This is a genomic window from Neorhizobium sp. SHOUNA12A (genome assembly GCF_023006505.1).
Classification (GTDB): Bacteria; Pseudomonadota; Alphaproteobacteria; order Rhizobiales; family Rhizobiaceae; genus Neorhizobium.
Window position 1 is genome coordinate 123068 of record NZ_JALBGV010000002.1, and the last position, 20161, is coordinate 143228.

The 20161-nt window shown below is 61.3% G+C and carries 18 protein-coding genes; 11 read left to right on the forward strand and 7 right to left on the reverse strand.

Features of this window, described 5'->3' with window-relative positions; translation table 11 throughout:
• Positions 1–158: 158 nt before the first annotated feature.
• The 4 genes from MOV63_RS01495 to MOV63_RS01510 form a co-directional block, all read right to left on the reverse strand.
• Positions 159–980: an inositol monophosphatase family protein gene (locus MOV63_RS01495; RefSeq protein WP_247031211.1), complete on the reverse strand. Its 822-nt coding sequence runs from the start codon at positions 978–980 to the stop codon at positions 159–161.
• Positions 981–996: 16 nt separating this feature from the next.
• A complete protein-coding gene (locus MOV63_RS01500) occupies positions 997–2055 on the reverse strand; it encodes an ABC transporter ATP-binding protein (RefSeq protein ID WP_247031212.1) in 1059 nt (352 codons plus the stop codon).
• Positions 2052–4283 carry an iron ABC transporter permease gene (locus MOV63_RS01505; protein ID WP_247031213.1) on the reverse strand — a complete coding sequence of 744 codons (2232 nt, stop codon included), beginning with the start codon at positions 4281–4283 and terminating at the stop codon, positions 2052–2054. The genes MOV63_RS01500 and MOV63_RS01505 overlap by 4 nt, the downstream gene beginning before the upstream one ends.
• A gap of 78 nt (positions 4284–4361) precedes the next feature.
• Entirely contained in the window at positions 4362–5390 is a 1029-nt protein-coding gene (locus MOV63_RS01510) for an ABC transporter substrate-binding protein (protein WP_040125560.1), read from the reverse strand.
• Between the two features lie 191 nt (positions 5391–5581).
• Between MOV63_RS01510 and MOV63_RS01515 the strand changes: the two genes are divergently transcribed.
• The gene (locus tag MOV63_RS01515; RefSeq protein WP_247031214.1) at positions 5582–6583 is read left to right on the forward strand and encodes a substrate-binding domain-containing protein; all 1002 of its coding nucleotides are present in this window, start codon (positions 5582–5584) and stop codon (positions 6581–6583) included.
• A gap of 42 nt (positions 6584–6625) precedes the next feature.
• Here MOV63_RS01515 and MOV63_RS01520 read toward each other — a convergent pair whose 3' ends face one another.
• Positions 6626–7408 carry a helix-turn-helix domain-containing protein gene (locus MOV63_RS01520; RefSeq protein ID WP_247031215.1) on the reverse strand — a complete coding sequence of 261 codons (783 nt, stop codon included), beginning with the start codon at positions 7406–7408 and terminating at the stop codon, positions 6626–6628.
• A 118-nt stretch (positions 7409–7526) separates the two neighbouring features.
• Between MOV63_RS01520 and MOV63_RS01525 the strand changes: the two genes are divergently transcribed.
• Complete coding sequence (locus MOV63_RS01525; RefSeq protein ID WP_051900656.1) at positions 7527–8474, forward strand: DUF6282 family protein; 948 nt, start codon at positions 7527–7529, stop codon at positions 8472–8474.
• A 23-nt stretch (positions 8475–8497) separates the two neighbouring features.
• On the forward strand, positions 8498–9520 hold the full coding sequence (locus MOV63_RS01530) for an NAD(P)H-quinone oxidoreductase (RefSeq protein ID WP_040125921.1): 1023 nt from the start codon (positions 8498–8500) through the stop codon (positions 9518–9520).
• A gap of 50 nt (positions 9521–9570) precedes the next feature.
• Here MOV63_RS01530 and MOV63_RS01535 read toward each other — a convergent pair whose 3' ends face one another.
• Both MOV63_RS01535 and MOV63_RS01540 read right to left on the reverse strand, forming a co-directional pair.
• On the reverse strand, positions 9571–10482 hold the full coding sequence (locus MOV63_RS01535) for a hypothetical protein (RefSeq protein ID WP_247031216.1): 912 nt from the start codon (positions 10480–10482) through the stop codon (positions 9571–9573).
• Positions 10483–10509: 27 nt separating this feature from the next.
• Positions 10510–11403 (reverse strand): 3-keto-5-aminohexanoate cleavage protein, encoded by an 894-nt coding sequence (locus MOV63_RS01540; RefSeq protein ID WP_040125557.1) that lies wholly within the window; start codon positions 11401–11403, stop codon positions 10510–10512.
• A 219-nt stretch (positions 11404–11622) separates the two neighbouring features.
• On the opposite strand from MOV63_RS01540, the gene MOV63_RS01545 reads away from it, so the two are divergent.
• The 8 genes from MOV63_RS01545 to MOV63_RS01580 all read left to right on the forward strand — a co-directional run bounded on the left by MOV63_RS01545 (position 11623) and on the right by MOV63_RS01580 (position 20148).
• On the forward strand, positions 11623–12396 hold the full coding sequence (locus MOV63_RS01545; RefSeq protein WP_040125556.1) for an HpcH/HpaI aldolase/citrate lyase family protein: 774 nt from the start codon (positions 11623–11625) through the stop codon (positions 12394–12396).
• Positions 12397–12616: 220 nt separating this feature from the next.
• A complete protein-coding gene (locus MOV63_RS01550; RefSeq protein WP_051900655.1) occupies positions 12617–13378 on the forward strand; it encodes an SDR family NAD(P)-dependent oxidoreductase in 762 nt (253 codons plus the stop codon).
• A gap of 237 nt (positions 13379–13615) precedes the next feature.
• Entirely contained in the window at positions 13616–14074 is a 459-nt protein-coding gene (locus MOV63_RS01555) for a tripartite tricarboxylate transporter TctB family protein (RefSeq protein WP_040125555.1), read from the forward strand.
• Positions 14075–14092: 18 nt separating this feature from the next.
• Positions 14093–15598 carry a tripartite tricarboxylate transporter permease gene (locus tag MOV63_RS01560; RefSeq protein WP_040125554.1) on the forward strand — a complete coding sequence of 502 codons (1506 nt, stop codon included), beginning with the start codon at positions 14093–14095 and terminating at the stop codon, positions 15596–15598.
• Positions 15599–15682: 84 nt separating this feature from the next.
• On the forward strand, positions 15683–16306 hold the full coding sequence (locus tag MOV63_RS01565; RefSeq protein WP_040125919.1) for a nuclear transport factor 2 family protein: 624 nt from the start codon (positions 15683–15685) through the stop codon (positions 16304–16306).
• A gap of 132 nt (positions 16307–16438) precedes the next feature.
• Entirely contained in the window at positions 16439–17413 is a 975-nt protein-coding gene (locus tag MOV63_RS01570) for a tripartite tricarboxylate transporter substrate binding protein (RefSeq protein WP_051900653.1), read from the forward strand.
• 147 nt (positions 17414–17560) lie between these two features.
• Positions 17561–18040: a (2Fe-2S)-binding protein gene (locus MOV63_RS01575; RefSeq protein WP_247031217.1), complete on the forward strand. Its 480-nt coding sequence runs from the start codon at positions 17561–17563 to the stop codon at positions 18038–18040.
• The gene (locus tag MOV63_RS01580) at positions 18040–20148 is read left to right on the forward strand and encodes a molybdopterin cofactor-binding domain-containing protein (RefSeq protein ID WP_247031218.1); all 2109 of its coding nucleotides are present in this window, start codon (positions 18040–18042) and stop codon (positions 20146–20148) included. The genes MOV63_RS01575 and MOV63_RS01580 overlap by 1 nt, the downstream gene beginning before the upstream one ends.
• Positions 20149–20161: the final 13 nt, after the last annotated feature.

The following is a 20161-nucleotide window of genomic DNA, read 5'->3' on the forward strand; positions in this document are numbered from 1 at the left end:
CACGATTGTGGATGAAGGGATGCCGATCTTGCAAAACTGGTGGTCATTGGAACGCCGGCTTGCCGTTGCTTTCGCACCGACCGGCCGGGCGGCCGAAGGCACTCGAATCGGAATTTGGTTCGACGACCTCGTTATCGGCGTCAGTCATGAATGTGCGGCTACGCGGCGGCAATGTCTCGCGCGCCGATGCCGGCGATCCGTTGCAGGTCTTCGATTGCGCCGGGACCGGCTGCAAGAACCGGAGCGCCCTTGGTCAGCCGTTCGCCTTCGGCCGGAAACGGCAGGTACCAGCCGCCCGCTTCCTTGACGATGCAGTAGCCGCCGAGGCAGTCCCAGGCGTGCATGTACGGTTCGTAATAACCGACGAGACGACCGGCGGCGACATAGGCGAGCATCAGCGCGCCGGAGCCGAGCCGCACAAAGTTGCCGCCGGCTCCAAGCAGATCGGAGACGATCTTGGCAACCGAAGCGGGGGTGACGTGATGGTTGGCGCCGATCCCTGTCAGCGCGTTGCGGATGGTCTTTTTCGGATCGAGCGACAGCGGCTTGCCATTGAGCGTGGCGCCCTGTCCGGTAGAGGCAGAATAGAGTTCGTTGTGACAGGGTACGTAGATCACGCCCACCACCGGCACCTTGTCGTGCACCACGGCGATCGAGACGCACCAGTTCGGCATGCCGCTGACGAAGGGGCTTGTGCCGTCGATCGGATCGACCACCCAGGTATAACCGGAGCTTCCCCCGACCAGACCATATTCCTCCCCCAGAAATCCGTCTTCGGCGAAGCCTTGGGAAACGCGATCGCGAATGAGGTTTTCGACTTCCCGGTCGGCGATCGAGACGACATCCTGGGGGTCGCCCTTGGTTTCGATGACCAGGGTCTCGCGCTTGCTGAAATAGTCGAAGGCGACCTTGCCGGCCGCCAATGCGATCTCTTCGGCCAACGCATGTCGGTCCCTGATTTCCCGTTCATGTATATTCATGACAATATCCCTGTCGTCATTCCGCGATGATGGCGATCCCCCGGCTCTTCAAGCCGATGGCGACCTGAGTGCCGGGGGCAAGAGGACGGTCGACCGACGGGTCGACGATGAACAACGTCCCGCCGCTCGTTTCCGCCTCGTATTCGATATGATCACCGAGATAGGCCGCATGGCTGATCCGCCCGGAAAAGGCAGCGCTCTCGGCCGGCTCCACGGTGATCGCGCTCGGTCGCACGGCGAGCTTGCCGCGACCTGTCTTTGCGCCGCGCGCCGGCACGACATGCCGCAAGCCCTCGATGCTGACCGTCGCGTGCGCGCCCGAAATGTCTATGATCTCGCAGGGCACGACATTCGCCTCGCCAATGAAGTCGGCGATGAAGGTTGAAGCCGGCGCTTCGTAAAGTTCGCGCGGGCTGCCGGCCTGGGCAATTTCTCCGTCTTTCATGACGATGATCTTGTCGGAGACGGCCAGCGCCTCGTCCTGATCGTGGGTCACGTAAACGGCGGTGAACTGCAGCCGCTGCTGCAGCTCGCGGATTTCCGTGCGGACGCGCCGGCGAAGGCGAGCGTCGAGATTGGACAGCGGCTCGTCGAGCAATAACACCTGCGGTTCGAGCACCAGCGCGCGGGCAACGGCGACGCGCTGTTGCTGGCCTCCGGAGAGCTCGGCCGGGAGGCGGCGACCCATGCCGGCAAGGCCGACGAGCTCGAGCCCGTGCTCGGCCTTCTGGCGTGCTTCCTTCTTGTTCAACCCGGAGGATTCCAGCCCGTAGGCGACGTTGTCGAGCGAGGTCATATGCGGAAAGAGGGCATAGGACTGGAAGACCATGGAGACGTCGCGCTCGTTGGCCGGCAACATGGTCACGTCCTTGCCGCCGATCAGGATGCGGCCGGAGGTCGGATGTTCGAGGCCCGCCAGCATGCGAAGCGTCGTCGTCTTGCCGCAACCGGAAGGTCCGAGCAGCGTCACCAGCGTGCCGGGCTCGACGGTCAGCGACAGGTCGTGGATGGCGGTAAAAGCGCCGAAGGTCTTGCGGACATTCTGAAAGACGACCGAACCAGGGCTGGGCATCATGCGGCTTTCTCCTCGGAAAAGGCGGGGATTGTTTGGCTGGCAATGCCGGCGACGCGGTTTTCGCGCCTCAGCCGCCGTTCGCCGACGACCAGCTGGAAGCCGGTAATGACGCCGATCATCACCACGATCAGCATTGAGGAATAGGCGATCGCCACGCCATATTCGCCGTTCTCGACCAGGCCGACGATATAGGACGTCGCCATGTTGTATTGGGCGCTGACGAGGAAGACGACGGCGCTGATCGAGGTGATGGCGCGCACGAAAGAATAAACCAGTGCCGCGGTGATCGCCGGCCGCAAGAGCGGCAGGATGACCTTGCGAATGGTACGAAAGCTGTTGGCGCCCAACGTCATCGAGGCCTCGTCCAGGCTCTTGTCCAACTGGCTCATGGCAGCGATGCCGCCGCGCACGCCGACCGGCATGTTGCGGAACACGAAGCAGGCCACGAGAACCAGCGCCGTGCCGGTCATTTCGAGCGGCGGCAGGTTGAACGCCATGATGTAGCTGATGCCGATAACCGTGCCGGGAATGGCAAAACTCATCATCAGCGCGAATTCGAACAATTCACGGCCGGCGAATTTCTGCCGGACGATGACGTAGGCAGTCGCAAGTCCGACGGCGGCGGTGAGCGGAGCCGAGATGAGAGCGATTTCCATCGTCGTCCAGAACGAATTCCAGGCCACGCCCGTCCAGGCGATCGATCCGTCGCGCATGGTGACGGAGAAGGCCTTGGTGTAGTGGGCGAGCGTCAGCGTGTTGTCTAAGCCCCAGGTCTTCACGAAGCCGCCGAAGATGATCATGCCGTAGACGACCAGCGTGAAGATCATCCACGGAATGACGACCGCATGGACGCCGATGGAAAGGCCGCGGGGTAGCGCAATGTGCGAGCCGCTATCGCCCTTGCCGGTGACGGTCGCGAAATTCTTGCCGGAAAGCCAGACACGTTGGGCAAGGAAAGCCGACAGCGTGAAGCAAAGCAGGATCATGGCAAGCACGGCGGCGCGGGACGGATCGTTCTGCGAGCCGACGACAGCGAAAAAGATTTCGGTCGAAAGCACGCCGTGGCTGCCGCCGAGCACCAGCGGGTTGCCGAAATCGGCCATGCTTTCGATGAAGCCGATCAAGAATGCATTGGCAAGGCCCGGCTTCATCAGCGGCAGAGAGACCCGCCAGAAGGTGCGCCAGCGGTTGGCACGCAGGGTCTGCGAGGCTTCCTCCATCGACGGGCTGACACCCTCGACGACGCCGATCAGCACCAGGAAGGAGATCGGCGTGAAGGAGAGGACCTGGGCGATCCAGATGCCGGTAAGCCCATAGAGCCAGCGGCTCGGTTCGACGCCGAGGAGCGACGAAAGCTCCTGGGTGACCACGCCGGCGCGCCCGAAGAGCAGAGTGAGTGCGAGGCCGATCACGAAGGGCGGCGTGATGATCGGCAATACGGTCAGGAGCCGCAAGCCCTTCTTGAACGGAAAGCGGGTGCGCGTCGCGACCAGCGCAAAAGCGAGCCCGAGGGTGGTCGAGCCGGCTGCGGTCAGGATCGCCAGAAACAGCGTGCGCCAGGCAATCCCGCAGCGTGCCCCGCCGATCAGGCAATCGAGACTCCAGATCGACGAGTCCGCGATATTGCGGCTGAAGCCGTCGAAGTTCGCCGAACCGTCGAAATCCTGGAAGGCGCCGATGAACATGCTGCCGATCGGGTAGAAGACGAAGACGGCGACGAGGAAGACAAGCATCGAAATGGTCGAAACGACGAATGCATCGCCACGCATGGCGCCGCGTTCCGCAAGGCCGAAGGAGAATATCAGCACGAAGGAAATCGAAGCAAGAACCGCACCGGCGCCCATTGAGGACTGGCCACCCACAATCTGGCCGAACAACGTCTCGCTGATGGTCCAGGTCCATCCGGTGGCGCCGATCGCAAGCCCCTGCAAGGCAAGGAACAGCACGCCGAATCCGCCGGCCCAGGCGAGAATTGCGCCGCGCCTCATGGGATCGGCAACGAAACGCGCGACGAGCGCCACGGCGAGGGCGAAAAGCACGGCCAGCAGCCACCAGCGGCCGTACATGGTCATCTGCAGAATGCCCGGCGCGACCGCATCCGTGCGGGGAAAGTCAGGCAGCCACGAGAAGGAAAAGAACCCCTTCTCGATCCGGTACCACGGCAGGACAATCGTGGCCGCAATGCCGAGGGCCAGCACGATGTCCAGTCTGCGGTTGCGATTGTCCATGGCCGGCCGTGACCTTGCTTAACAGGAGAACAGGTCCGCCGCACCGGGGCGAGCCCCGGTGCAGCGGAACGATTGACGTCAGTTGGCGTTCGCGCCGATTTCCTTGTCCCAGCGCTCCAGGAGCTTCTTGCGGGTGTTCGGATCGCCGTATTTGGTGAAGTCATAGTCGATCAGCTTGATGTCGGAGAACTTCGGCGATTCCTTCGGGACTTCTGCCTTGGAATTCGACGGCAGCTGGAACGACTTGGCTTCCTTCATATGCGACTGCACATCGGCCTTCAGTGCCCAGTCGTACCATTTCTTGGCGTTTTCCATGTTGCGGGCGCCCTTGACGATCGACATGGAGCCGATTTCGTAGCCGGTGCCTTCGCATGGCGCGACCGACTTTACGGGGAAGCCTTCCACGGCCACAGCCACGGCATCGTGCATGAAAACGATACCGATCGCGGTTTCGCCGCGGCCCGCGGCCTTGACCGGAGCCGAGCCGGACTTGGTGTATTGCGAGATGTTGGCGTTAAGCTTCTTCAGGTAGTCATAGGCCTTGTCCTCGCCCATGATCTGTACGAGCGTCGCCAGCGCGGTATAGGCGGTGCCGGACGAATTCGGATTTGCCATCTGGATCTCACCCTTGAAGGAAGGATCCAGCAGGTCGGCCCAGCACTTCGGCTCTTTGTAGTTCTTCTGCTTGAAGCGGTCGGTATTGTAGCCCCAGCCGAGCGCGCCGGCGTAAACGCCGACCGTGCGGAAGCCCGAGGCCTCCGCCTGCTTTTTCGCCCAGTCGTTGAGCTCTCCGAGCAGCGGCGATTTGTACTCCTGGGTCAGTCCCTCGGCGGCGGCCTGCAGATGCGGGTCGCCGGTGCCGGCCCACCAAATATCGGTTTTCGGGTTGCGCGCTTCGGCGCGTATCTTGGCATAGGTTTCGCCGGACGACAGGCGGACCATGTTCACCTGGATGCCGGTTTCCTTCTGGAACATCTGCTGCATCATTTCGCAGATGACCACATCTGCGGAGCAGATGAGATTGAGTTCTTCGGCCGCACGGGATGCCGTGGCATTCGTCATAAGACCAGCCGCGAGCGCAGTCGCAGCCATAAGAGCAAGGCGCATGATTAATCCTCCCAGATTTGGTGACGCCTCCACATCACCCGCTTTGCAAGCGTGTGCAATGGTTCCACGTACTTGCATCGCTTGTCAATAACCTATCGCTGAAGAATTCCAACGGCATTGGCTGGGCCCATCATATATCTGTTGCACTCGTTTGCAAAAATAGGCATGAGATGGGCAAGGGAGGAGTGGCGATGAGCCGCAAGATTTTCGTCAGCGCCAAGGAGGTCGCCGATCGGGCAGGGGTGTCCCGGTCCGCTGTGTCGCGCACCTTTACGCCCGGCGCCAGCGTGTCGGAAGAGACGCGCCGCCGCGTTACGGAGGCCGCCGAAGAACTTGGTTATCACGTCAACCACCTCGCACGCGGGCTGATGCGCAATGAAAGCGGTATCGTCTGCCTGATCGTGTCGGAAATGGACACGCCCTATCGCGCCAGGCTCGTCCGCGCGCTGACCCAGCAGCTTCAGGTCACGTCGAAGATCGCCATGCTGATCAATACCGACCGTTCGGACGAAAGCGTCGATCAGGCATTGCGGCAGGCGATCAGTTATCGCGCCGATGCCTCAATCATTCTTTCCGGGATGCCCGACAAATCGATCACCGACCTCTGCCTGAAGAGCGGCCAGCGCCTCGTGCTCATCAACCGTGACGAGGATCGCGAGGGCGCGCTGATGATCAACCTCAATGACCGGCAGGCGGCGCGACGCGCCTTCATCGCGCTGTTGCGGGCTGGTTGTCGCAGTTTCGCCTTTGCCAATTCAGAGGCGATGACGCCAAGCCTGATGGCGCGCGAGGAGGGGTTCTGCGCCGCCGGCCGCGAACATGGGTTCGAGGTTACGGTGGAGCGTTTCGGCCCGACGACCTACCAGAGCGGCGCGGTGCTGGCGCAGCGGCTTCTCACCCGCGAAAAGCGGCCGGATGCGATCTTCTGCGTCAACGATCTGCTTGCCTGCGGGCTGATGGATGCGGCCCGCCACCAGTTCAACCTCGTCATCCCCTCGGATGTCTGCGTCATCGGCTTCGACGACATCGAGCAGTCGTCCTGGTCTTCCTACAATCTCACCACGTTCGCCCAGCCGATCGATCGAATAGCGACCGAAGCCGTAGCCTGGCTTGACCGCCTGCCCGCGGAGCTTGGCAACTCTCAGAAGATGCACGCCGAACTGGTTTGGCGCGGATCGGTTCGGGGCGGCTGATCGCGATGCTGCGTGCAAGAGCGGGGCGAAAGATCGAAGCAATCAGACTGCAAGTTGGTTCGAGAGGCGATCGAGGTCCTCCGAGATTGCTTTTGCCGCGGATTTCAGGATGGGGGCATACCGCTCGCAAGCTTCCTGCTCCGACCTGAATGCCGATTTGAAGTAGGTCAAACCGATGCTCGCCAGCACCCGATCGCCTTGACCGATGATGGGTACGGCAATCGTGTTGGAGTTTTTCGGCTCCACCAGCGATGACCTGACGGCATATCCATTTTCGTGCACCCTTCCCACGAGCCTCTTCAGCTCGTCGGGATGATGGCTAAGGGCGTTCTCCGGATCGTCCGAGCGCTTCAGGACACCGATGATCAGTTCGAATTCTTCCTTGTCCAGAAAAGCCAGATAGGCAAGGCCGAGGCCGCGGGTGAGAAGGTTCAACCGCTTGTTGACCGTGCTGTGGAACGGCGAAATGAAACTGTCCGGCACGGTGCTGAAACGTACCACCATCCTGTCATAGTCCGGCAACGCAATCGCCACCGGCCACTTGTGCTGCCGGGTCATTGCGATCGCCCATGCGCGCCCGGCTTCCACGACCAGAGGATCCTTGTGAAAACCGGAACTTAAGGAGGTTACCAGCGCGCTGACATGGTAGCCGCCCTGCCGGGGATCGTTCTCGACATATCCCGCATCTTCGAGAGTGCGCAGGATACGCACGAGAGTGGGCTTGGGGAGTTTCGTCCGGGCGTGCAGTTGCGCGATCGTGTTGATGGGCTGCAGGTTGAGTTCCTGCAGAACGGTCATCGCGCGTTCGACAGCTCGAATGCCCATGGATCCTCCTCCCGTAGCATCTTGGCGACCGTTTCGTAACGCGGAACGACAGCCAAGACAAGTTGTCGTTTCCCGGGGTCACGCTTTACCAGAGCCTAGTTGATTACAGGGGAAGATCATGGCTTCGGCAGACGATGCAAACCGCAATAGGGAACAAGTCCGGCAGCTTATCGCGGGCATAGACGACGGCGTGGCCAATGGTCTGTTGAAGGGTGCAATCGACCTTCACGTCCATTCCGGCCCGTCGACCATGCCGCGGAAGCTCGACCACATGGAGGCAGCCGACGAGGCGGCGGCGGCCGGGATGCGCGCTTTGTTGTTCAAGGATCACCACTATTCGGTGGCGCCCGTCATTCCGATGATGGAGCGTTTGTTCGGAGACCGCGGGCTGTCGATGTTCAGTGGCCTGGTTCTCAACAATTCGACGGGAGGACTGAACCCGTTCGTCGTCGACGCCCAGTTGAAGATGGGTGCCAAGCTGATCTGGATGCCGACGGCGCAGGCGGGCAACCATATCCGCAGCGCGCATCGCAAGACGCGGTTGGCAACCAATGTCGAGCTCCGGCCCTCTCCGGCGCTTACGGTTGTCGACCCCTATGGAAAAATCCTCGACGAGGTGAAGCAGATTCTCGACCTCATCGCCGAGTTCGATGTGATCCTCTCGTCGGGCCACCTGCATGTATGGGAAATCTGGAAGCTCTTCGACGAGGCGCGGTCACGCGGCGTCAAGCGGTTGCTCGTCAACCATCCCATGTACGGCCTGCATTTTACGTATGAAGACGTCCGCGACCTGGCCAAGCTCGGCGCATTGATCGAGCAGTCCGCCGGGCTTTATGTGGATTCCCGTTTCAACACCTACACGCCCGAGGAGTTCAGGGAGCATATTCTTGCGGCCGGCGTCGAACACTCCTCGATCGGGTCCGACCTCGGGCAGGTGGACAATCCGACGCCGGTGGAAGGCATGCGTCAGGCCATCAAGCTTTGCCTGGCGCTCGGTTTCAGCGAGGCGGAGGTGCGGACCATGGTCGCAGACAATCCCGCCCGCCTGCTTGGATTGACCGGCTGAACGTGGGTGCCGCGGTCGAAACCATGCAGGCTGTCCTGATCGAGAAGACCGGCGGGCCGGAAGTTCTTCAGATCGCTGAACAGCCGCGTCCGCGGCCAAAGCCGGGGGAGGTTCTGATACGGGTCTTCGCCGCCGGGGTTAATCGGCCCGACGTGCAGCAGCGGCGAGGGCTTTATCCAGCCCCGCCGGAAGCCTCCCCGATCATCGGCCTTGACGTCGCCGGCATGGTCGAAGACGTGGGCGACGGCGTTGATGCGCTCCAGATTGGAGACGCGGTCTGCGCACTGGTCAACGGCGGAGGCTATGCGCAATACTGCGTCGCTCCGGCGGTCCAGTGCATGCCGATTCCGCGTGGTTTCAGCTTTGTCGATGCGGCATCGCTGCCGGAGGCCTTTTTTACCGCCTGGAACAACTTGATATGGCTTGCCCGGCTCGGGAACGGGGAGACGCTGCTGGTCCACGGCGGGACGAGCGGAGTGGGAATGGCTGGCATCCAGATTGCTCGACACCTGCGCAATGCCACGCTTTTCGCCACGGCCGGCAGCGACGAGAAACGAGCCGTCTGCAGCGCTCTCGGTGCGCGGGCGGCATTGGATTACCGCGGCCGGTGGGACGAGGAAATCCGTGCGTTGACAGGAGGCGAGGGGGTCGATGTGATCCTCGATGGTCAGGCCGGACCTGACACGCAACGCCAGCTGAACCTGCTGAAAAACGACGGCCGCCTGGTTTTCATCGCAAGCCATCAGGGGCCGACCGCGGAGGTGGACATTCGTGCGCTTGTGCGTCGAAGGCTGACGATCACCGGTTCGACGCTGCGGCCAAGGCCCGCTTCCTACAAGGGGAAAATCGCCAGGGAATTGGTCGATCAGGTCTGGCCGTTGCTCGAGAGCGGGCTTATCGTGACCCGTATCCACGAGATCGTCCCGTTCTCGCAGGTTCAGGCCGCCCATACCATCCTCGACGAAAACCGGCAGATCGGCAAGGTTGTGCTGGTGGTCGATCCGGCGCTTGCCGAGACCATTCCTGTGCCCCGCGCAGGATCATGATGCTCCAGAGATTGGTCGGGCGGCAGTGGATGCCGCCGCCCGACCAATCTTCAGCTTTCGGGCAGCGGATAATCGTCTTCGTTCAGAACCCAGCCCGGCTTTGCCGAGAAATCCGCGCGCGGCGGTGCAAAGATATCCACCAGCTGATTGACGCCGGCAGATTCCGCCGTCGTCGTGTGGATGGCGGGTGGCGGGATGACGCAGATCGAAGGCGACTCGCAGTAGAGATGTTCGTCTTCGCGCCAGATATTCATGTTGGTCGCCCACGGCCAACGTAGATGATGGGTAAAGCTGCCGCTGAGCGCCAGAGAGCATTGTTCGAAATCATCGTGATGATGGGGCGAGACCTTGTCGCGCTCGCGGGGACCGATCCGCGGGGTAAGATAGTTGATCATGAAGGTCGTGCAGCGATAGATCCGCCCGAACCGCGACGGATCTTCGGGCACGTCCAGGGTATACCACTTCAACTTGAGTCCGCCGGGCGGTTCGGGCCAGGCTTCGAACGGCGGCACGTTGGGGTGCGGCCCGTTAAAGGCATCGGCGTTGGATGCCGCCTTTGCCAGGTCCTCCGACTTCGGAGTGAATAACCGGACGATCGTGCCGGAGGTCAGCAGTCGGATCGAGCTTGCCCCAGGCGGCACAAAGGCCACGGAATAACCCGGAACGATCGTGCTTCCTTCTGCCGTCGTAATCTCGACCGAGGTCTCCCTGTCCGGGATGATCAACGCATATTCGTCAGGCTGGGTTTCTCTTGAAAAGGTGCCGCCTTCCTTGCCGTTGCTATAGACGACGACGAAGTTCTGCCCGCGACTGATCCAGGTGTCGCCGTTGGCATCGCTGACCTGTGGGTCTTCCCGATAGAAAAGGCCGGTCTGAGAGCCGAAGTAGCTGGTATGCGCCACGGCATCCTTCTGCGCGGCACTGCCCTGCAGGCTCGACCGCGGGTCGCTTTGGACGTACATCTTTATCTCCCTTGCTTTGGATGTGTTTCAGATCGCCATTGGAAGCTGTTTTTTCAGCTTCAGGATCTCGCGCGTCTCACCGACCGTGGCGATCGTGCCTCCGAGTTCCTTCACGATTCGCACGGCCTTTTGGACAAGGACCGTGTTGCTCTCGGCCAGCACGCCTTTTTCGAGATAGATGTTGTCCTCCAGGCCGACGCGGACATGCCCACCCGCCAGCCACGCCTGCGCCAGCATCGGGAACTCGAAGCGCCCCACGCCGAAAGCGGCCCAATGCGATCCCGTCGGGAGAAGCGATTTCATATAAAGAAGGGTTTCCGGTGTGGCGATGGCGCCGTAACGAACGCCGAGCACGATCTGGAAAAGCGCCGGGCCATCGAGCCGCCCCTCCTGCAGGAAATGATTGGCAAGCTGTATGTCCCCTGTATCGAACACTTCGAGTTCGGGGAGGACGCCGGCATTTTGAATGATATCGGCCATGATCGCCAGATTGCGCGGCGTGTTGATGACCACCGATGTCCCGGAATACATCGTGTTGAAGTCGAGGCTGCAGATCTCCGGTCGCAATGCGGCGATATGTTCGACGCGAAGTTCCGGCCGCAGCAGGGTCGTCCCCGGCGCGGCAGTCTTCGGGTCGTCTTCGCTCGGGATGAAGCGACCGCCAGGACCCGTGGTGAGGTTGATGATGACGTCATCGTCGGCCGCCCGAAGGCGCTCGACGACCTCCCGGTAGTGGGAAAGCTCCATGCTCGGTCGGCCGTCGGGATGCCTGACATGGATATGGACGATGGCCGCGCCGGCGCGGGTCGCCTCCAGGCAGGCATTGGCGATTTGTTCCGGCGTGATCGGCAGGTAGGGCGTCTGCGAAGGGCTCGTTATATTGCCGGTAACGGCACAGGTGATGATTGTGGGATCGGCCAAGCGTCGCCTTCCTTGCTGATGCGGTCGTCTATCGACCATGAGGGTTCGCGTATTCGCTCGCACCGGAAGCCGCCGATCACAATTCTTATCGCCGGCCGTTTCGCGCCTAGAAACGTACAGGCGGCCGCAGCCGGCGTTCCGCAGCGAGAAACGGTACGGCTATTGGCTTCGTAGTTGCGTCCGCAGCGTATAGGCAGCAGCTATCGAAAGGCAGGCTCAATGACCAACCAACGTCCTCACTTCAGTTCCTTCCGCGATCGTTTGCTGGCGCGAGATCGGATGATCGGCACGTTCCTCAAGCTTCCGACCACCCAGGTGGTCGAGATCCTGGGGGCGGTTGGCTACGACTTCGTGGTCATCGATCAGGAGCATGCGCCGCTTGATCGCACCATTACGGATATGATGATCTTTGCGGCGAGGGCATCGAATATCGCGCCGATCGTGCGCGTCGGCGACTTCAGCGACGCGAATATCCTCTCCGCACTGGATTGCGGTGCCTCCGGCATCATGGTCCCGCATGTGACGACGGTCGAGAAGGCTCAGGCGATTGCCAGAGCCTGCCGGTATAGAGGCGGCAGCCGCGGGTTTGCGGGGCTCACGCGCGCCAGCGGTTGGGGCGTGGTTGGCGGTGTGCAGCATATGGCGATGCAGGATCGACGGGTGACATGCATTGCGATGATCGAGGATGCCGAAGCAGTCGAACATGCAGGCGATATTGCCAGGGTCGACGGCATTGACGCATTGTTCGTGGGACGAGGCGATCTTACCGCATCATTCGGCGACGATCCTGATGCCGGCGCCAAGGTGGCCGAAATCGCCACCACGGTGGCCGCGGCCGCTCGGGAGGCCGGCGTTCCCCTGATGCTGTTGCCGAATGGTAAGGCAGATCTGACCTTTGCCAAGGAGCTCGGCGCCAGCGCCATGTTGGTGTCGAGCGACCATGGCTTTATCCGATCGGCGGCCACCGCGGCGCTGAAGGACTATTGCGACTAATTGGCTGCCGCCGGCGAAACCCCGGCGAAACCGTTGTGGATCGCGATCCCGACACCGGCCGCTTTGGGGCGAGGGGCTTTTCGTGGGGGCGTCGACCGGGCAGATTAGCGACGTCCCTGCTTGATCGGGTTCGACCAGCGGGGGATGGCTGGATGGATACGCATTTTCATCAAGCTTTCGATAATGGGCAGGAACCGCAGAGGTCTTGCCGGGAGGGGAAATGACTGCCATCGAAATCCCGGAACTGAAAATTCCGAAAGTCGCGCTCGTCACCGGTGGAAACAGCGGGATCGGTCGGGCGACAGCGGCACGTCTCGCCAGCATGGGCAGCACCGTCATCGTCGGCTACAACAGCCGACGCGAGATGGCGGAGGAGGTCGTGAACGGCCTCCAGGGCAGCGGTCATGCTGCAATTCGCATCGCGATCGACGATCCGGCCTCGGTCACCGAGGCCGCCGCCGCCGTCGGCGAGAAATTCGGTAGCCTCGATGCCCTGGTGAATTGCGGAGGCGCCACCACACCCGTTGCGGCAAACGATTTCGACGCGTTGACGGATGATATCTTCGATCGAGCGTTGACGGTAAATCTGAGAGGCCCATTTGCCATGATCCGCGCATTTCGACCCTTGTTGGAACAGGCCGACAGCGCGACGATCGTCAACATCTCTTCCATTGCGGCGCGGACGGGGGTGGGAAGCAGTCTCGCATACCTGGCCGCCAAGGGCGGCCTGGATGCGCTCACCATTGCGCTTGCCAAGGTTCTGGCGCCCAAGATTCGCGTCTTTTCCGTTTCACCTGCCGGCGTGGACACGGATTTCGTTCCCAATCGGTCCCGAGACCAGCTGCAGAAGGTTGCGGAAAGGCTGCCTCTTGCGAGGATCACTGCCCCGGATGATGTTGCGCGAGCAGTTATCGCCTGTATCGTTCATCTCACCAGTTCGACCGGCATCGTCGTTCCTGTCGACGAGGGGCGCCATCTATAACGCAAGCATGCAAATTGCCCGAAACGTCGCGCGCTATTCTGCGACACGCCGCTTCGGCCGTCTTCGTCTGGTGAAACATCGTCATTGCCGCGTTGCCAGCCTTCACCAGCTTTGTATTGATCAACCATGTGAGCACGTTTCGTGGTGCGTTGATGATCATGGTCCATTCTCAAGAGATGGACCATGCATCGGGTATCTTACGATAGCGTGCCACTTCTTCTGAGGTGAGGAGCTCGGATGAAGCTTAGCCAGGACGTTTTACTGGGACTGTTTTTTACCACCATCGGTGTCGGGTCGGCAGTGATGGCGGCAAGCTATCCGTTCGGGACATCCAGTCGGATGGGGCCGGGTTATTTTCCTGTCATCGTATCGAGCCTGCTCGTTCTCACGGGCATTCTGGTTCTGTTCCGATCGCGGCTGACCCTTGGAGCGATACCGGAAATCGGCTGGAAGCCGATCGTCGTGGTTTCCCTCGCGATCCTGATTTTTGGCCTGGTCGTCGAACCGCTCGGTCTGCCGATCGCCGTCTTCTTGCTGACGGTCGTCAGCGCCACGACGAGCGAAAAATTCCGGCTCGACTGGAGAGCCTTCGCAGGGGCGGCTGCTTTTGCCGCGTTCTGTTCGGTCCTTTTCGTGGAACTGCTCGGCCTGCCTGTTCCGATTGTCGGAAACTGGCTGCAGGGCCTTGGCCTATAGACATCGCAGGAGTTTGACATGGATATATTCAACGGACTTCTGCTTGGATTTTCGACGGCGACCACGCCGGAGAACTTCCTCTACTGTTTTTTCGGCGTGTTTCTCGGCACGGCCGTCGGTGTGCTGCCTGGCCTTGGCCCCATCGCCACCATTTCGATGCTGCTGCCTTTCACGTTCGGACTGCCGATCGACACGGCGCTGATCATGCTGGCGGGCATCTTCTACGGTTCCCAGTATGGCGGCTCGACCACGGCCATCCTGATGAACATTCCCGGCGAGGCTTCGTCCGTCGTCACGACGCTGGACGGCCATGAAATGGCCAAGCAGGGAAAGGCTGGACGGGCATTGGCGGCGGCAGCGATCGGTAGCTTCTTCGCCGGTACGGTCGGCACGCTTTTCATCGCGATATCGGCGCCGCTTCTTGCAAGTTTCGCCCTGACGTTCGGACCTGCGGAATACTTCTCGCTGATCGTGCTCGGCCTGATCACGTCGATGGTGCTGACAAGTGGTTCCCTGCTCACGGCTTTTGGCATGGCGCTGTTCGGCGTTCTTCTCGGCATGATCGGAACCGACGTCAATTCCGGGGCCGCGCGCTACACATTCGATTCCGCCAACCTCCTGGACGGGCTGGATTTCGTGGTCGTCGCGACCGGCATATTCGGTCTGGGCGATGTTCTTGCAAATCTGGAGAATGAGCGGAACCGGGTCGCCAGCGTGGCGACGGTCAGCAGCCTGTTCCCGACTGCTGACGATTGGCGCCGAATGTCCGCGCCGATCCTGCGCGGCACCGGCATCGGCGTATTGCTCGGCGTGCTGCCGGGCGCTGGGGTCTTGCTCGCCTCCTTTTCAGCCTATGCGCTGGAGAAGAAGATTTCCCGGCATCCCGAGCAATTCGGCAAGGGAGCGATCGAAGGCGTTGCGGCACCCGAGGCTGCCAACAATGCCGCGGCGCAAACCTGTTTCATCCCGATGCTGACGCTCGGCCTTCCCGGAACCGCGACCATGGCGCTGATGATCGGTGCGCTGGTGGTTCAGGGCGTCCAGCCAGGGCCTGAAATCCTGACGCAACAGCCAGCCCTGTTCTGGGGCCTTGTCGTTTCCATGTGGCTCGGCAACCTCATGCTGCTGTTTCTCAACCTTCCGCTTGTCGGCATGTGGGCAAGGCTGATCTCGGTGCCTTACCATTTCCTGTTCCCGGTGATCTGCGTCTTCATCGCGATCGGCGTCTACAGCATCAACAACAGCGTCTTCGATGTCTACATGATGGCCCTGTTCGGCGTGCTCGGATACTTCTTCAAGAAAATTGGGGCAGAACCTGCGCCTCTCATTCTCGCGATGATCCTCGGCCCGATGGCGGAAGAGTATCTGCGACGGGCGCTTCTGATCTCCCATGGCGACGCGACGGTCTTTTTCACGAGCCCGCTCAGTCTCGGCACGCTGATCGTTGCCTTCCTGCTCCTCCTGTCGATTGTATCGCCGCGCTTCCGCAAGGTGCGTGAGGAGGGGCTGCAGGAGGCCGACTGATGGCAACAAATGAAGCGTCCGGCGCCTTCTGCCGGAAGCGCCTGACTCTGACCGAACCAATCGATCAACCTTCAGGGGGTTATGATGCAGCTGGACGATGACAAACGCCTTCGAGCTCTTCTCGATCGTGAAGAATTATTCGATCTCGTGCGCCGCGAGCGATTTGCCCGTGACCAACGTCGTTTCGACACCATGAGCGCATGTTTCCACAAGGACGCTTACATTCGTACAAGCTGGTATGACGCCCGCGGCGGAGAGGCCTATGTGGAGGCGACCCGCAAATGGATGGGCGCGACCGGCAACAGCAAGCACTGGGTGTTTCCGGCTTTCGCGCAGGTCAACGGTGATCGAGCAACCGTTGAAAGTCCGGCGATGATTTTCAACCGCGCACGCCCGGACGATATCGAAGTCGACGTTCACGTCTTCTGCCGCTTCTTTTCTCGGGCGGTCCGGGAAACGGGGACGTGGAAGCTGATGAGTTTCGAGGTGCTTTTCGAGAGGGACATCATGAAACCGGTCAATCCGTCGGATTTGCTGCCTGTCGATTGGTCGCTTCTGGCGACGATGCGGCCGTCCTACAAGTTCCTCACCTATATCCAGCACAAGCGGGGTGTGACGGTCAGTCCTGACCTTTTGGGGGACGATCGGCCCGACGAGCTCAGCGCTTTCCACGCCGGCGAAGAAAGCTGGCTTGCCGGCCATGAATGACGGCCGGCGCAGGAAGGCCATGCCGGCCGTTCCAAAGGGCGGAACGGCGATAGTCAGCAGTTCGCCCTGAAGAGCAGACAGGGTAGGGCTTTAGCCAAGGAACTCGATTTAACGAGTGGGAGGAGGAACAGAATGAACAGACGAGAATTCATCGTGCTGGGAGGCTCAGCTGTCGCGCTGGCTTCAGGCAGAATAGCAATTGCTGCCAATTGGCCAAGCAAGTCGGTGGTGGTGATCTCGGCTTACCCTCCGGGCGGCACGAGCGACATTATCGCCCGTCTCGTGGCAGACCTGCTGACGGCGAAATTCGGCCAGCAGTTCGTGATCGAAAACCTGGCCGGCGCGGCCGGTGCACTCGCAGGCGGAAAGCTCGCCCGCTCGGCGCCGGATGGCTACACGATCCTCATCAGCGGCAGCGCACCGATCGCCGCCAACAAGGTGGTGCAGACCAATCTCGCCTATGATCCTCAGGTCGACTTCACGCCCATCACGGTGGTTGCGGAAAGCCCGGCACTGCTGACCGCAAGCGCCAAGGCGCCGGCGAAATCGCTTCAGGAACTGATTGCCTACGCGAAAGCCAATCCCGGAAAGATAAATATCGGAAACCCGGGCGCCGGAACGAAAGGTCATATCTGTGCTGCCATCATCAGCCTGCAGACCGGCATTGAGATAAACCACATCCCTTACAAGGGCTCGCCACCTCTGCTCGCCGATTTGCTCGGCGGGCATATCGATTTCGCTCTCGACGCGCCGTCCAATTACCTGCCGCATATCAAGGATGGGAAAATCCACGGCGTTGCCGTGACGTCAGCACAGCGCATCGGCGAATTGCCGGATGTAAAGACGGTCGCCGAACAGGGGCTCAAGGACTATAATCAGACCCTTTGGTTTGGCGCGGTAGGCCCGAAGGGAATGTCTCCCGAGATCGTCAGTGCCATCCATAAGGCCATCAAGGAGTGGAGCGACACGCCCGCCGCCAAAGCCAAGCTGGCATCGCTCGGTCTAACGGCCGTGGTCAATACGCCGGACGAAATGCGCGGTTCGATCGAGCGCGAGATTGAATCACTCAAACCCTTGGTCAAGGCGGGCCTCGTGCAGCCGAGCTGATTTCGATTTGAAGGAGGGCGGCAAAGAGATTGCCGGGTGCTGAAGTTCAACGCCCGGCATTTTTCAGAGCAGGCTGGGCGGACTCGCCAGCTGCGGTCCTCAGCGACCGGATATCTCGTTAGGCAGGCAAAGAAGAGACTACATTGCATGAGCAAGCCCTTTACTCTGACCGTCAATGGTCGGGATCACGATCTGGATGTTCCTCCCACTATGCCTCTGCTGGACGTGCTGCGTAATCATCTGGGGCTGAAGGGCAGCCGATATGGCTGCGGGCTTGAACAATGCGGCGCGTGCATGGTGCTGATCGATGGTTCTGCAGAATATTCCTGCAGTCGTGAGGTCGGTACGCTTTCGGATCGCAGCATCACCACCGTGGAAGGTTTGGGCTCGGCCGAAGCGCTGCATCCGCTTCAGCAAGCTTTTCTCGATGAGCAGGCAGGACAGTGCGGATATTGCCTCTCGGGTATTCTCATGTCGGCCAAGGCTTTCCTAGATCGTAATCCGGACCCCACGCGCGCCGAAGTCGCTGCAGCGCTCGATGCAAACCTCTGTCGCTGTGGATCGCATCCCCGCATCCTGCGCGCTGTGCTCAAGGCAGCAGCCGTGTTGCGCCATGAGGCTGCTTGATGACCGGGCTTGTCCACAGTCTGAAGGACAACCCGCGTCTGGACCGCTGGCTTCGCTTCCTCAGCGACCGCACGGTACGGATCGGCACTGGCAAGGTCGAGCTTGGCCAGGGGGTTCTGACGGCGCTCGCCCAAATCGCTGCGGAAGAGCTGGATCTGGGCATCGGCCAGATCAGCATGATGTCCGGCAACAGCGTGGAGGGGCCGGGGGAAGGCTATACCGCCTCCAGCTGGTCGATCGAGCATTCAGGCGCTGCAATTCGCCTCGTCGCAGCGGAAGTCCGTGCGCTTGCCCTGAAGCATGCTGCCCTGCGCCTGAACGCCTCGCCGGATGAACTCACCGTCATCGAAGGCGCCTTTTTCAGAAACGGCCTGCCGAGCGGGATCGACTATTGGACGATCGCAGGCGAGCTCGATCTTTCTGCCGAGGCGACAGGCATGATCGCACCGAAGCCTGCGGATGCCTATCGTCTCGTCGGCACTTCCGTTGCGCGGCTCGATCTTCCTGTAAAGCTGACCGGATCAGGCTTCATCCACGACATGACGCTGCCCGGCATGCTGCATGCCCGCACCCTGCGCCAGCCTGGCCGCGGTGCTACGCTTACCCTGCTCGACGAGGCGGCCGTGCGGCGCAAGGCCGTCGCCGATATCAACGTCATCCGCATCGACAACTTCCTGGCGTTCGTGGGGAGCGACGAGACCGCCGTTCGCGCGGCGGCCGTCGCTGCGGCGGAATATTCCGTCTGGACCAACGCTCGGACGCTGCATCCCGAACAGGCCACGGCTGAATGGGTGGCCGCACGGCCTTCTATTGACCGAGTGATCGGCGATCCTCCTGCTGACCCCTTATCCGATTGTATATCGGCAACCTTTTCCCGCCCATTTCTGTCTCATGGCTCGCTAGCCCCGTCCTGCGCCGTCGCAGTTTACCGCGATGGCATGCTGACCGTCTGGTCCCACGGCCAGGGCATGCATCCGTTGCGGGAAAACATTGCAAAAACGGTCGGCCTGCCCCTCGAAAAGGTCGCATGCCACCACGTGCAAGGCGCCGGTTGTTATGGCCATAACGGCGCCGATGATGCCGCGTTGGATGCCGCTCTTGTGGCATTGGCACTACCGGGTAAACCCATCCGGCTGATGTGGCGGCGGGAAGAGGAGTTCGGCTACGAACCGCTCTCCTCAGCAATGACCGTCACCGTCCACGCGGCAGTCGACGCCGCCGGGCGACCTGCCGATTGGACGACCGAGATATGGAGCGCCACGCATGGCCAGCGTCCCGGAGTTGGGGGCGCCTATCTTCTGGCCGCCGAGGCGATGAAGGAGCCACCGCCCGAACGCAAGCCCTTCGACATTCCGCTCGAGCGGGGAGGAGGTGCGGTGCGTAACGGAATTCCGCTCTACGACATGGCCGCCAAGCGGATCAGCTACCACCTGATACACGACGTGCCGGTGCGCACCTCGTCGTTGCGCGGGCTCGGGGCGACTTTGAATGTCTTTGCCATCGAAGCCCTGATCGACGAACTTGCCGCCCGGGCCGGCGAGGATCCGGTGAGATACCGCCTGTCCAGCCTTTCCGACCCGCGGGCCCGCAGAACCCTTGAAAAGGCCGCGGCGATGGCCGGCTGGTCGTCACGTGACGCTGGCGGCGCCGGGAAGGGCTTGGGTATCGGCATCGCCCGCTATAAAAACGCGTCGGCCTATGCCGCGGTCGTTGCAGCCGTCGAGGTCGAGGAGGCGGTGCGCGTCACCGATATCTGGTGCGCCGTGGATGCGGGGCTCGTCATCAATCCCGATGGCGTCGTCAACCAGATCGAAGGCAATATCGTTCAGGCCATCAGCTGGGCCCTGATCGAAGAAGTTGGCTTCGGCCCGCAAGGGATCTCGACCGTTGATTGGCATAGCTATCCCGTCATTCGGTTTTCGGACATACCGGAAATTCGTGTCGAACTTATCGAAGCGGACCAGCATGAGGCGCTTGGAGTGGGAGAATGCGCCGGTGGGCCGACCGCTGCAGCCATTGGCAATGCCGTCGCCCATGCGTTGGGCATGCGCATCCACGACATGCCGATGACGCGGGAACGGATCATGACCGCCGCTTTGAGAGCTTAGGCATCCGGCAGAC

Bases quoted from the DNA above. Each gene is read 5' to 3' on its own strand.
- MOV63_RS01575 (WP_247031217.1), top strand. From the start codon at position 17,561: ATGAGCAAGCCCTTTACTCTGACCGTCAATGGTCGGGATCACGATCTG.
- MOV63_RS01495 (WP_247031211.1), bottom strand. From the start codon at position 980: ATGAATATACATGAACGGGAAATCAGGGACCGACATGCGTTGGCCGAA.
- MOV63_RS01555 (WP_040125555.1), top strand. From the start codon at position 13,616: ATGAAGCTTAGCCAGGACGTTTTACTGGGACTGTTTTTTACCACCATC.
- MOV63_RS01535 (WP_247031216.1), bottom strand. From the start codon at position 10,482: ATGTACGTCCAAAGCGACCCGCGGTCGAGCCTGCAGGGCAGTGCCGCG.
- MOV63_RS01565 (WP_040125919.1), top strand. From the start codon at position 15,683: ATGCAGCTGGACGATGACAAACGCCTTCGAGCTCTTCTCGATCGTGAA.
- MOV63_RS01580 (WP_247031218.1), top strand. From the start codon at position 18,040: ATGACCGGGCTTGTCCACAGTCTGAAGGACAACCCGCGTCTGGACCGC.
- MOV63_RS01560 (WP_040125554.1), top strand. From the start codon at position 14,093: ATGGATATATTCAACGGACTTCTGCTTGGATTTTCGACGGCGACCACG.
- MOV63_RS01550 (WP_051900655.1), top strand. From the start codon at position 12,617: ATGACTGCCATCGAAATCCCGGAACTGAAAATTCCGAAAGTCGCGCTC.
- MOV63_RS01515 (WP_247031214.1), top strand. From the start codon at position 5,582: ATGAGCCGCAAGATTTTCGTCAGCGCCAAGGAGGTCGCCGATCGGGCA.
- MOV63_RS01525 (WP_051900656.1), top strand. From the start codon at position 7,527: ATGGCTTCGGCAGACGATGCAAACCGCAATAGGGAACAAGTCCGGCAG.
- MOV63_RS01505 (WP_247031213.1), bottom strand. From the start codon at position 4,283: ATGGACAATCGCAACCGCAGACTGGACATCGTGCTGGCCCTCGGCATT.
- MOV63_RS01510 (WP_040125560.1), bottom strand. From the start codon at position 5,390: ATGCGCCTTGCTCTTATGGCTGCGACTGCGCTCGCGGCTGGTCTTATG.
- MOV63_RS01545 (WP_040125556.1), top strand. From the start codon at position 11,623: ATGACCAACCAACGTCCTCACTTCAGTTCCTTCCGCGATCGTTTGCTG.
- MOV63_RS01520 (WP_247031215.1), bottom strand. From the start codon at position 7,408: ATGGGCATTCGAGCTGTCGAACGCGCGATGACCGTTCTGCAGGAACTC.
- MOV63_RS01570 (WP_051900653.1), top strand. From the start codon at position 16,439: ATGAACAGACGAGAATTCATCGTGCTGGGAGGCTCAGCTGTCGCGCTG.
- MOV63_RS01500 (WP_247031212.1), bottom strand. From the start codon at position 2,055: ATGATGCCCAGCCCTGGTTCGGTCGTCTTTCAGAATGTCCGCAAGACC.
- MOV63_RS01530 (WP_040125921.1), top strand. From the start codon at position 8,498: ATGCAGGCTGTCCTGATCGAGAAGACCGGCGGGCCGGAAGTTCTTCAG.